Genomic DNA, 12,096 nt, shown 5'->3' with positions numbered 1-12,096 from the left:
CCACTGTGTCGACGCTGACATGGGATCTGCACCACTTCTGGCGTGGTTTTGCGGAGTCTATTGGTACGACGAACCGTGCGGCAGGGCGTCTTGGGTCCGATACGCTGCGTACGCATGTGACTCCGCTCACGGAAGGTGACGTGCGCGGGTCCGTGCCATCCGTCTGCTGGGCCGGCGGGTGTGCCATGCTCGAACACATGAACGGTCAGCGGTTGGGGCCTGCCGAGGCGGTGACGTCTCCCCTCGGTGGAGGCCGATCTTGAGCAGCCAGGTCGAGGCAGGTGTCTCGCGGGCCCGCCGGCTACTGGAGCGGGCGACGGCGGGCATTCCCGAGCGCCGCAATCCGGTCACGCACGTCGCCGACCTGCCCGCGCGCCCCGCCCGCTTCGCCGACTGGCCGGACTGGGTGCCGCCGCAGGTCAGCGCGGCGTTCCGGGACTGCGGCGTCGAGCGGCCGTGGACCCACCAGGCGGAGGCGGCCGAGCTGGCCTGGCGTGGCCAGGACGTCGTCATGGCCACGGGCACGGCATCCGGTAAGTCCCTCGTGTACCAGCTGCCGGTGCTCTCGAAGCTGGCGACCGACCCGAAGGCGACGGCCCTCTATCTCGCCCCGACGAAGGCCCTGGGGGCCGACCAGCTGCGCGCCGTCTCGGCGCTCGGCCTGGACGGTGTGCGTCCCGCGTCCTACGACGGCGACACCCCGCGCGCCGAGCGGGACTGGGTCCGCAAGCACGCGCGCTGGGTGTTCAGCAACCCGGACATGCTGCATCGAGGTGTGCTGAGTGCACATGCCCGTTGGGCCACGTTCTTCCGGCGACTGAGCTATGTGGTCGTCGACGAGTGTCACAGCTATCGCGGGGTGTTCGGCTCGCACGTGGCGCTGCTGCTGCGGAGGCTGCGCCGGGTGGCCCGGCATTACGGCGCGGATCCGGTGTTCGTCCTGGCCTCCGCGACCACGGCCGAGCCCGCGGAGTTCGCCTCGCGGCTGACGGGCAAGCCGTGCACGCCGGTGGTGGACGACGCCTCGCCGCGCGGCCCGCGCACGGTGGCGCTGTGGGAGCCTCCGTTGCTGGAGGAGCTCGCCGGGGAGAACGGGGCTCCGGTGCGGCGTTCGGCCGGCGCGGAGGCGGCGCGCATCCTGGCGGAGCTCGTGATCGAGGGTGCGCGCAGTCTCGCGTTCGTGCGGTCCCGCCGGGGCGCGGAACTGACCGCGCTGGGCGCGAAGCGAATTCTGTCCGAAGTGGACCCACAGTTGCGGGAAGCGGTGGCGGCGTACCGGGCCGGTTTTCTTCCCGAGGAACGGCGTGCGCTGGAGAAGGCCCTGCTGAGCGGACACCTGCTCGGGGTGGCCACGACGAACGCCCTGGAGCTCGGCGTGGACATCGCGGGCCTGGATGCCGTGGTGCTGGCCGGTTATCCGGGCACGCTCGCGTCGTTCTGGCAGCAGTCCGGGCGCGCGGGCCGGGCGGGCGACGACGCGCTGGTGGTGTTCGTCGCGCGGGACGACCCGCTGGACACCTACCTGGTGCACCACCCGGCGGCGTTGCTGGACCGGCCGGTGGAGACCGCGGTGCTCGATCCGAGCAACCCGTACGTGCTGGTGCCACAGCTGGCGTGTGCGACGGCCGAGCTACCGCTGACGGCCAGGGAACTCGACGCGTTCGGTGGCGATGCGGCCCGGGAGGTCCTGGACGCGCTGGTCGCCGACGGGATGCTCCGGCGCAGGCCGAGCGGCTGGTATTGGACGTCCCGGGACCGCCCTCAGCACGAGGTGGACATTCGTGGCTCGGGCGGCGACCAGATCGCCGTCGTGGAAGCGGACACGTCACGACTGCTCGGCACGGTGGATCCGGGATCGGCGTGCAGCACCGTGCATCCGGGTGCGGTGTATCTGCACCAGGGGTCGTCGTATGTGGTGGACGAGCTCGACCTGGAGAACGGGCTGGCGCTCGTCCACGCCGAGGATCCCGAGTGGAACACCTCGGCGCGGGGCGTGGTGGACATCGCCGTACTGTCGACCATCCGCGAGGAGCGGTACGGCGGCGTCACCGTGTGCCTGGGAGAGGTGGCCGTGACGTCGCAGGTGGTCGGTTACCTGCGCCGGTTGCCGTCCGGTGAGGTGCTCGACCACGTCGCACTGGATCTGCCCGAGCAGGAACTGCGGACACGGGCGGTCTGGTACACGATCAGCGCCGAGCTGCTGGAGGCGCACGGAGCCGGAGACGACAGGGCGCCGGGGGGCGCCGGCATCGAACCGGCGCGCCTTCCCGGCGCCCTGCATGCTGCCGAGCACGCGGCGATCGGCCTGCTACCGCTGTTCGCTACGTGCGACCGTTGGGACATCGGCGGGGTCTCGACCGCCTTGCACGCTGACACCGGGGAGGCGACGGTGTTCGTGCACGATGGTCATCCCGGGGGTGCGGGATTCGCCGACCGCGGCTTCGCCGCGCTCGTCCCGTGGCTGGCCGCTACGCGGGAGGCGATCGTCTCCTGCGAGTGCCCGGCTGGGTGCCCGTCCTGCGTCCAGTCGCCCAAGTGCGGGAACGGCAACGAACCGCTGGACAAGGCGGGGGCGGTGACCGTCCTCGACATCGTGCTCGGGGCAGTGAGCAACGAACGCGGCAACGGTCACGAGGTCGATCAGGCCGCCGACGATCCCGCGGCGACCACCGGCTGACCGGACGCCGCGTCCGCGGCCTCGCCCAGCAGCGCGCGCACCAGCACCTCGTGCACGGCCGCCGCGGCCGGCAGCCGCCAGCCCCAGACCTCCGGCTTGACGCGCCAGTGCACGACGCCCTGCTCGAACGGCGTCGGCGGCAGCGGGACGTAGCTGCCCTCTCCGTGCCACTGGATGTCGTCGTGCTCGGCCAGCGCCGAGGGAACGGTCGTCGCCGACGTGGTCAGGAACAGCCAGCGGCCGTTCGGCATCGCCACGATCGGGGCGGGGTGGCCGGTCGCGCGGAGGAGCGTCGCCGCACGACGACCGAGCTGGTCGTCGACCTCGATGGCGTCGACCATCGTGCCGGTGGCCACGAGGAGGCTGTACGGCTTGCCGGTGAACCACGCGGCCACCTGCTGCGGGTGGGCGCCCAGCCGCTGCTGCCAGTCGTCGTGGGCGGGCACCGGCCGCTCCCACGCGGCGCCGGCGGCCGACCCCGGGTAGCTGCCGGGCAGGACCGGCCAACCCCTCCAGGCCAGGCCGATCGCCTCGGCACGCAACTCGATACGGAACGAGCTGCGCCAGCTCTCCGGCCACTCCGTGTCCAACATGTCTTTCTCGAGCCTCCTCGGAAAATTCGTCACCACCGGCTTCGCGGCGTCGTACTCAATAAACGGCAATTTGCAGGAACAAGGGAAGTAGGCGGTCGGCCACTGGCATCTGCCGCACGATGAGTGAGCATCGGCACAACGGCTGGACTGAACCCCGGCTGCCGGTTAACGGTCACAAACCCCGGTCGCCCGGCCGCTCGTCGCACCACGATCCGCTGTGGCTCGCGTCGATGTTCCCGGCATACGACTCTCCCCCGGGGCCGGGTCGACCGCTCACCGCTTTCGCTCGACCGCTGCTCGTCAACGGCGCTCGGTCGCACCGTTCGGCCGAAGCCGTTCACCGGGAGGCCGCCTGGTTCTCCACCGGCCCGGCTCGCGCACGAGCGGTGGCCGGGCCGAACCGTGCCAGCAACGGCGGCCCGACCGCCTCGACGACCACCAGCGCGTCCCACCGATCGAGCCTGCATTCACGGAGCCGCACCGACATGCGTCCGGTGACTCGCTCGGCCCGAGCACACGCTTCGGCCGTGCCCAGGTCGGCGTGGCCTGCCGCGGCGAGGGCGGCGAGGTCCGCGGCGTTGGCGGCCCGCTGGCGGAGCACAGCGGCGCTGCCGAGCGTCCACAGCAAGGCACCGAGCACCAGCAGGCCCGCGACGGCGACCGCGGCCCAGACAGTGGCCGATCCCGTGTCCCGGCCGGCGCGGACGGCGGCTGAACCGCGGTAGCGGGCACACCGGACGGTGGCGGGTCCGCCGTCCCGGCCGGCGTGGATGGTCGCCGATCCGGTGTCCCGGTCAGCGGGTCCGTGCGGTGATCCCGGCATCGTTGCCTGCCCAATCGACGCCGGGTTCCAGCTCGGCGTGCGCCTCCGCCTTGATCGCGATGCCCGGCAGGATGCCTCCGAGCGCGGGCGCCTCCACGGCGACCGTGATGCCCCGTCCGTCCTTGCGCGTCGCCAGCGTGGCGCCCCGAGGCGCCAGACGCCGCACGGCCTCCTCCGCGAGTGATCGGTCCCCGCGGCCGAGCAACCGGGCCGCCTCGCCCGCGGCGTCCGTGCACCGCAGTTGACCGGCCATCGCGGAGACTCCGGCGATCACCATGCCGAACAGCACAAGCAGCGAGCAGAGCGCGATGGCACCCTCCACCGTCACGGCGCCGCGGTCGTCGCCGATCCGCCGACGCATCAGAAGTCCACCGAGATCGCACGTTCGATGAGCGAGGTGAGCGCGGAGAGCACCGAGTCGCCGGTGACGACCGCGTACAGCAGCGCGGCGAACGCGGCGGCGGCAATCGTGCCGATCGCGTATTCGGCAGTGCTCATCCCGTCGTCCGCGCGGAGATCGAGACGCGGCATCGGACCGCGGCGGAGCACGAAGAGCTTGAGCGCATTCATGGTCGTTCCTTTCGTGGGTGTGTCAGGTGAGAACCGTGAGCTGCCCGGCGAGTCCGATGACCACCGGAATGACGCCGAGGCACAGGAAGGCGGGCAGGAAGCACAGGCCGAGTGGTCCGGTGATGAGCACGCCCGCTCGTTGGGCACGCGCTTCGGCCTCGTCCGCGACGGCCGCGCGCGCCCGCTGTGCCATCTCCCCGGCGACGCCCGCGAGGGCACTCCCCGATCGCGCGGTGCGGCAGGCGGCGCGGGCCAGTTCGGTGGTGGCCGGACAACGCCGAGCGGGCTCCCAGGCGGCGTCGGGTTCCGCGCCGAGGGCAAGGAGGTCGGCTGTCTCCCGGAGCGCGGTCGCCGCGTCGGCCGGAGCCGTCCCGGCGACCGCCCGCACGGCCGTGGGAACCGGAAGCCCGGCGTGGAGGCACGCCGCGAGCAGGTCGCCGGTCGCCGCCATCCGGAGCGGATCGGGACGGCCGTCGTGGTTGCGTGTCCGCCACCGCCGCGTCGCCCACCACACCAGCACACCGACCGGGACCGCGACCAGCGGCAGGCCCACAGCGACGGTCACCAGTGCGGCGACAGCGCCTGCGAGCAGGGGCCGCGGGACAGCCGTCAGCCGCACGGCCCGGGTCCGAGGTTGCGGGCGTGGCAGGACGCGACACAACCGCGCTGTCGGCGACGGCGGCGCGACCAGCACGGCCACGCCCAGCAACGCGGTGACGACCGCGCTCATCGGAGCGTCACCCGACTCGTGAGCGCCGTACTCCACGCGACGCCGGCGAGCACCAGCGCGGAACCGAGCACGAGCAGCACCCGGCCCGGCGACGTGGTCAGCAGGACGTCCAGCGGAGCGGCTCCCATGACCTGCCCGAGCAGCACACCGAGCGCCGGCAGTACGGCAAGGATCGCCGAGCTGGCGCGCGGGCCTGCCAGCCGGGCGTCGAGCTGTCCGGCCAGGCGGACTTGCGCGTCGACGTCGCGCTGTACGGCTTCGAGGACGCCGGCCAACGGCAGGCCGTGTCGGCGGGCGAGAGACCACGCGGCGACGAGCCGGTGGACGACGTCGGCGGGAACGGCGCCGGCGACGGCCAGTCGCTCGGCGTCGGGCTCACCGCCAAGGCGCGCGGAGGCCGCGATCGCGGTGAGCACCGACGCGGTGTGGTCGTCGGCGTCGTGCGCGGCCGTCTCCGCGGCCGCTGCCGGATGAGCGCCCGCCCGCAATCCGCCGACCAACGTGCGCACGGCTTCGGCGAGCCGCGCAGTGGCCTCGATTCGTCGTCGTGTGCGGCGGCGTGCCCGAACGTGCAGCGACAACGCCAGCGCGAGGAGTGCGATCGCAGCGGTCGCGGCCACGCCCGCGAGCGCGACTATGACCGGCAGCGCGAGCGCGGCAGCGGCCACGGCGAGGCGCGGCCACGACGCCCGGTCACGGATCACGGCGAGGGCGGGGCGCTTCCGAACCGACCGGGTCAGCCGGGCAAGCCGGTGGCGTGCGACAGGACCCGGCCAGGCGAGCACCGCGACGGCACCGGTCAGTGCGGACCACGTCAGCATCTCGGCACCGCTCCTCGTGCCTCGAGCAGACCGGTCAGCAACACGCGGTCGCCGGTCCAGCCGTCCGGCCGCCACACCGGGCACACCTCGACCGCGTCCCGACGCCGTCGGACGACACCGATCTCGGCCAGCCTGCGCGCCCCGCCCGGTGCCCGGTGCATGTGGAGCACGACCTGCACGGCCGCCGCCAGCTGGCTGTGCAGGGCGTCGCGGGCGAGCCCGCCCAGTGCCGCGAGCGCCTCCAGCCGGGCGGGCACCTCACTGGGCGAGTTCGCGTGCAGGGTGCCCGCTCCACCGTCGTGCCCGGTGTTCAAGGCATTGAGGAGTTCGCAGACCTCTTGCCCTCTGACCTCTCCGACGACGAGCCGGTCGGGCCGCATCCGCAGTGCCTCGCGCACCAGTTCACGCAGGCTCACCTCGCCCGCACCCTCGACGTTGGGCGGCCGGGCCACCAGGCGCACGACCTGCGGATGCGCGGGCTGGAGCTCGCCGGCGTCCTCGACACACACGATCCGCTCGGCAGGCGAGACCGCGCCGAGCATGGCCGCCAGCAGCGTCGACTTGCCGGACCCGGTCGCGCCACTCACGAGGAAGGCCAGCCGTGCGGCCACGATCGCCTCGAGCAGCGCGAGTCCGTGGTCGTCGACGGTGCCGAGCCGGTGCAGTGCACGCAGGTCGTGCACGGCCGGCCGCAGCACGCGCAGCGACAGGCACGTCCCGTCCGCCGCGATGGGCGGCAGGACGGCGTGCAACCGGACGCGGCCGTGCGGGCCCGCACCCGGAAGCCACCCGTCGACGAACGGTTGCGCATCGTCGAGCCGTCGGCCCGCCGCGAGCGCGAGCCGCTGCGCGAGCCGCCGGACGGCCTCCTCGTCGGGGAACCGGACGTCGGTGCGACGCAGGCCGCTCGTGCCGTCGACCCACACCTCGTCCGGTGCGGTCACTAGTACGTCTGTGACTCCGGGGTCGTCGAGCAGTGGCTCCAGCGGTCCGGCACCGACGAACTCGTGCCGGAGCATCCGCAGTGCGTCGAGGATGTCGAGATGGCCCGCTACACCGCCGGTTTCGGCCCGCACGGCCTCAGCCACGGTTCGCGGGTCGGTCGAGGCCCCGGATCCGGCAAGCCGTTGCCGGACCCGTTCGACGAGCCGCGGCTCAGGCTGTCCCGTGTGGACCGTTGTCGTCTTCACCGGTTACCCCCAGGTGTCTGTGGAAAAGTGCGAAACTGTGGACAACTCCACGTCTGGACCACTGTGGACGGTCAGGCCGCGTGGAGCTCGTCGAGAACGGCCCGCGTCGCAGCGCCGAGCGAGCTCCGCCTGCGCGGGTTGAACGACCCGCGTTCCAGCGCCTTGGCGAGCCGCCGGTCCGGGCGTAGCCAGCCGAGCAGGGGCGCGCCCACGGCGTCGGCGACGTCGCGTCCGGTCAGCCCGTCCAAGGAGGGCCCGCGCGCCAGCACGCGAACCCGTCCCCGGGAATCACCGAGGTTGGCCAGCACCCGGCTTGCGGCCACACAGGCGCGCAGCTCGGCCGGGACGACGAGAACCACGAGGTCGGCGAGCCGCAACACCTGGTCACCAGACGGGCCGGGCTCCCGCGGCAGATCACACACCACGACCCGGCCGGCCCGCGTGCCCGCCGCCACGACCGCGGCCACCGCGTCGGGCGCGGGGCCGGGTCCGTCCCGATCACACGACAGCACGGCCAGCCGACCGGCGCCGTGGTCGATTCCGGGCAGCGCGTCGTCCAAAGCCGCCATCGACACCCGCCCGGCCTGTACTCGCAGCTCCGGCCAGCGCAGACCGCCCTCCAGCTCGGCACCCAGCACGAGATCGATGCCGCCGCCGAGGGAATCACAGTCGACCAGCAGGGCATCGCCGCCCGACTTCGCCACCCCGAGGGCGACAGCGGCCGCCAGAACCGAGGCGCCCGCACCGCCGCGCCCACCGACCACCGCGAGGACGCGCCCGCGCTGCGGGCTCGGTCCTTCGGCCACGTCGGCGAGGGCCGTGACCAGCACCCCGTCGGTGTCTGGCAGGGCGACGACGTCCTCGGCACCGAGGACGAACGCGCGCCGCCACGCGCTCGGCGGTGGCTTGCCCGCGCACACGAGGAGGACGTCGTCCCGCTTCGGAAGGCCCGCCGCTGCACCGGCGACGGCGTCGTCGACGAGGACGAGCGGGGCCTCGGTCCATCGGCCGCGGGCGGCCTCGAGGTCGGCGACCTGGTCGGCGTCGCAGCCCACCGCCGCGGCGAGGCGCTGGATCTCGTCGAGCACCGGACCTTCGGCCGCGACGACGAGCGGCCGGTCGTTGTTCTGCACGATTCCCCCTGGATGTCGGCTGCGCATTCACGGTCGCGTGCCGATACCCGGTGCGAAAAGGTCGAGTTCGCCGGCCTGTGGATAACCGGGTCGATGTGGACAACTCGGCGTGCGGAGAGTTGGAAGGCGGTCCCCGCCAGGGGGAGGAACGGGGACCGCCGGGGGCTCGGCCGGGGGTGGGCCGAGCCGCATCCGGCCGCCGCCGGACTCGCTCCAGCGTAACTCTGCGTAGGCCCCGTACCGGATCCCGTGGAGAGCCGATTCGGTAACGGACAAGGGTGGAAACGGTTGCGACGTGGCATGATCCGGCCGCGCGCACGCCTCCGTCCCCCACTTGCGGAGATCACTTATCGTGGACCTTGTGGCCGACTCCACCCTGCGCTCGTCGTCGAGCGAGACCGCGGCACCCGTGCGGGCCGCGGCGTTCTTCGACCTCGACAAGACCATCATCGCCTCGTCGAGTGCACTCGCGTTCAGCAGACCGTTCCTGCGGGAGGGGCTTATCAACCGGCGCGCCGCGCTGAAGAGCGCGTACGCCCAGCTCGTCTTCTCGCTCTCGGGCGCCGACGAGGATCGCACCGAACGGCTGCGCGCGGAGATCTCGGCACTGTGCTCGGGCTGGGAGGTCGAGCAGGTGCGTGCGGTGGTCGCCGAGACCCTGCACGACGTCGTCGCGCCGCTCGTCTACGCCGAGGCGGAGGAGCTGATCGCCGAGCACCTCGAGAACGGGCACGACGTGATCGTGCTGTCGGCGGCCGGCGAGGAGGTCGTGACGCCGATCGCCGAGATGCTCGGCGCGACGTACAGCATGGGAACCCGGATGAGCGTCGTCGACGGGCGGTACTCCGGCGATATCGACTTCTACTGCTACGGCGAGGAGAAGGCCGTCGCGGCGAAGCGGTTCGCCGCGGACCACGGCTACGACCTGGCCGCCTGCCATGCCTACACCGATTCGAGCACCGACGTGCCGCTGCTGGAGGTGGTCGGCCACCCGCACGCCGTCAACCCGGACCGCGCCCTGCGCAGGATCGCCGTCGAGCGCGACTGGCCCATTCACACGTTCACCAGGCCCGTGTCGTTGCGCTCGCGGATGCCGTCGGCGTCGGCGGTCGCGGTCGGGCTCGGCGTAGGCATGGCCGCCGGGGCGACGCTGTACGGGTTGTCGCGCCGACGTCGCCGGGACGCGTGACCACGTGCCGTTTCGCCTGTCCTGACACGGAATCGCGCGATCACACGTGTGCAACTCACCGAATCGGGGCTCTGTACCGGTGCACCTTGGCGAGACCTTGAAGTGACGGCCGTCACTGGGTAGAAAGGAAGTGCGGACATCGAGTCGGCCAGGGATCCGGCAGAAGAGAAGCCTGATCCACCCCTATCGATCTCCGTGCGCGGACTCCGGGCACCCACGCTGGGCACGCCGCGGGAGGCTTGTCGTTGAGGGACTGCGTTGACGGGACGCCGGACGCCGAGTCCCCACCCATACGACACGAGTTGCAGCTTGGTCACCCGGAACGTCTGCGCGAATGGCGGCGCTCGTCGACAGGTCTGTCGGCGGGCGCCGCCAGCGTGTATGGACCATTCGCACGCGCCGGTGAGGGTGAATGGTCCGTTCGCGACTTTTGGTCGTTGACCGCCGACATCGACGGTCAGTAGCTTTCCGGTGCTGGTGCCTTTTCGTGGAATTCCCACGTCGCACGCACACTGGAGGGCTTTTTCGTGACCACCTCTCGCGCCCGGCACAGGAGGATCGGCTATGCCGCCGTATCGCTCGCAGGCTTGCTCGTCGTGACCGGCTGCGCCACGCAGTCGACCGGCGGCTCCGCCGCCGGAGCAGGCGAACCCCGAGCGGTTCAGGCGCCCGGCCCGGGCTGGGCGGAACGCACGCTCGGCAAGCTGACCTTGGAACAGAAGGTCGGCCAGCTCTTCGTCGCCGACGTCTGGGGGAAGTCGGCCCACGAGCCGCACGCGAGCAACCGGGAGAAGTACGGCGTCGACACCGCCTCGGAGGTGGTGCGGCGCTACCAGGTCGGCGGCGTCATCTACTTCAACCACGGGGGCACGGACAACATCGACGAGCCCGGCCAGGTCGCCCGCCTGTCCAACGGGCTGCAGCGCGCTGCCCTGTCGTCGGGTGCGCACGTGCCGCTGATCGTGTCCGTCGATCAGGAAGGGGGCCGAGTCACACGCCTGGGCGACCCGGCGACGGAGCACCCCAGCGCGATGGCGCTGGGCGCGGGCCGCGACGCGCCGGTGGCCCGCGCGGCCGCGGCGGTCAGCAGCTCGGAGCTCCGGGCCATCGGCATCAACCAGGACTTCGCCCCGGACGCCGATGTGAACTCCAACCCCGCCAACCCGGTCATCGGCTCGCGCTCGTTCTCGTCCGATCCCGCGCTGGCGAGCGAGTTCGTGGCCGCCCAGGTCGAGGGCTACCAGAACTCCGGCCCGGCGACCGAGACCGTCTCGAGCTCGGCGAAGCATTTCCCCGGCCACGGTGACGCCGCGACCGACAGTCACACCGGCCTGCCGAGGATCGATCGCACCGAACAGGAGTGGCGGGAGATCGATCTGCCACCTTTCCAGGCCGCCATCGAGGCGGGTGCCGACTCGATCATGACCGCGCACATCACCGTGCCGAGCCTCGACCCGTCCGGAAACCCCGCCACGCTCTCGAAACCGATCATCACGGGCCTGCTGCGCGAGGAGCTCGGCTACGACGGCGTCGTGGTCACCGACTCGCTGCAGATGCAGGGCGTGCGGGAGCTGCACCCCGATTCCGAGATTCCGGTGCTGGCGCTGGAGGCCGGCGTCGACCAGATGCTGATGCCGCCGGACCTCGAGCTGGCGATGAACAGCGTGCTGGACGCCGTGCGCAGCGGCCGGATCACCGAGGAGCGCATCGACCGGAGCGTCCTGCGCATCCTGAAGCTGAAGGAGAAGCGCGGGATCGTTGCCGCTCCGCTGGTCGACGAGCGTGCGGTGCCGAGGAAGGTCGGCACACCCGAGAACCTCGCCACGGTGCAGGCCGCCACCGATCGTGCCCCGACGCTGCTACGTGACGACGCGAAGCTGCTCCCCCTCCGTGACCCCGGCAAGGTGCTGGTGACGGGCTGGAACAGCCCCGACTACCCGGGCTACCCGGCCGAACCGGTCGACGCGCTGGCCGACGCGCTGGGGCCGTTCGCGACACCGCTGCCCACGGGCGCCGAGCCGGACGCCGCCGCTGTCGAGCAGGCCGTGGCCGCGGCGACGGAATCCGATCTGGTGGTCGTGCTCACAAACGGCCTGGCCAACGACGCCGGCCAACGTGACCTGGTGCACCGGTTACTGGCGACGGGCAAGCCCGTCGTGGCAGTGTCGGTGCAGGAACCGTACGACCCGGGCCATGCCGACGTACCGACGTGGCTCGCCACCTACGACTGGCGCAGCGTCTCGATGACGTCGCTGGCGAAGGTGCTGCTCGGCGAGCACGCGCCCCAGGGCAAGCTGCCGGTGAACATCCCGGCCGGCGACGACCCGGAAACAATCCGCTACCCCTTCGGCCACGGCCTTACCTGGTGAC

The 12,096-nt window shown here is 72.2% G+C and carries 11 protein-coding genes; 3 read left to right on the top strand and 8 right to left on the bottom strand.

Annotation, left to right across the window (positions count from 1 at the left end; translation table 11 throughout):
• Positions 1-259: 259 nt before the first annotated feature.
• The gene (locus ACFSZT_RS06825) at positions 260-2,677 is read left to right on the top strand and encodes a DEAD/DEAH box helicase (protein ID WP_377389305.1); all 2,418 of its coding nucleotides are present in this window, start codon (positions 260-262) and stop codon (positions 2,675-2,677) included.
• Here the strand turns inward: ACFSZT_RS06825 and ACFSZT_RS06820 are convergent.
• From ACFSZT_RS06820 to ssd, 8 genes are all read right to left on the bottom strand, one after another.
• Positions 2,641-3,270, bottom strand: coding sequence for a bifunctional DNA primase/polymerase (locus ACFSZT_RS06820; RefSeq protein ID WP_377389308.1), 630 nt, complete (start codon positions 3,268-3,270; stop codon positions 2,641-2,643). The genes ACFSZT_RS06825 and ACFSZT_RS06820 overlap by 37 nt on opposite strands.
• A 337-nt stretch (positions 3,271-3,607) precedes the next feature.
• Complete coding sequence (locus ACFSZT_RS06815) at positions 3,608-4,093, bottom strand: Rv3654c family TadE-like protein (protein WP_377389310.1); 486 nt, start codon at positions 4,091-4,093, stop codon at positions 3,608-3,610.
• Entirely contained in the window at positions 4,065-4,454 is a 390-nt protein-coding gene (locus tag ACFSZT_RS06810) for a TadE family type IV pilus minor pilin (protein ID WP_377389313.1), read from the bottom strand. The genes ACFSZT_RS06815 and ACFSZT_RS06810 overlap by 29 nt, the downstream gene beginning before the upstream one ends.
• Positions 4,454-4,624 carry a DUF4244 domain-containing protein gene (locus ACFSZT_RS06805; RefSeq protein ID WP_377389687.1) on the bottom strand — a complete coding sequence of 57 codons (171 nt, stop codon included), beginning with the start codon at positions 4,622-4,624 and terminating at the stop codon, positions 4,454-4,456. Before ACFSZT_RS06805 ends, ACFSZT_RS06810 begins: the two co-directional genes overlap by 1 nt.
• A 61-nt stretch (positions 4,625-4,685) precedes the next feature.
• Positions 4,686-5,393 (bottom strand): type II secretion system F family protein, encoded by a 708-nt coding sequence (locus ACFSZT_RS06800; RefSeq protein WP_377389317.1) that lies wholly within the window; start codon positions 5,391-5,393, stop codon positions 4,686-4,688.
• On the bottom strand, positions 5,390-6,214 hold the full coding sequence (locus ACFSZT_RS06795; protein ID WP_377389319.1) for a type II secretion system F family protein: 825 nt from the start codon (positions 6,212-6,214) through the stop codon (positions 5,390-5,392). Before ACFSZT_RS06795 ends, ACFSZT_RS06800 begins: the two co-directional genes overlap by 4 nt.
• A complete protein-coding gene (locus ACFSZT_RS06790; RefSeq protein ID WP_377389322.1) occupies positions 6,208-7,404 on the bottom strand; it encodes a TadA family conjugal transfer-associated ATPase in 1,197 nt (398 codons plus the stop codon). The genes ACFSZT_RS06795 and ACFSZT_RS06790 overlap by 7 nt, the downstream gene beginning before the upstream one ends.
• A gap of 71 nt (positions 7,405-7,475) precedes the next feature.
• Positions 7,476-8,537, bottom strand: a complete 1,062-nt coding sequence (gene ssd, locus ACFSZT_RS06785) for a septum site-determining protein Ssd (protein WP_377389324.1) — start codon at positions 8,535-8,537, stop codon at positions 7,476-7,478.
• Positions 8,538-8,898: 361 nt separating this feature from the next.
• On the opposite strand from ssd, the gene ACFSZT_RS06780 reads away from it, so the two are divergent.
• Both ACFSZT_RS06780 and ACFSZT_RS06775 read left to right on the top strand, forming a co-directional pair.
• The gene (locus ACFSZT_RS06780; RefSeq protein ID WP_377389327.1) at positions 8,899-9,726 is read left to right on the top strand and encodes an HAD family hydrolase; all 828 of its coding nucleotides are present in this window, start codon (positions 8,899-8,901) and stop codon (positions 9,724-9,726) included.
• A 527-nt stretch (positions 9,727-10,253) separates the two neighbouring features.
• Positions 10,254-12,095: a glycoside hydrolase family 3 protein gene (locus tag ACFSZT_RS06775; protein ID WP_377389330.1), complete on the top strand. Its 1,842-nt coding sequence runs from the start codon at positions 10,254-10,256 to the stop codon at positions 12,093-12,095.
• The last annotated feature ends 1 nt before the right edge of the window (position 12,096 follow it).

Source organism: Prauserella oleivorans (genome assembly GCF_042685745.1).
Lineage (GTDB): Bacteria > Actinomycetota > Actinomycetes > Mycobacteriales > Pseudonocardiaceae > Prauserella_A > Prauserella_A oleivorans.
The sequence above is the reverse complement of the archived record's forward strand: the minus strand, read 5'-3'. Positions and strand labels throughout refer to the sequence as shown.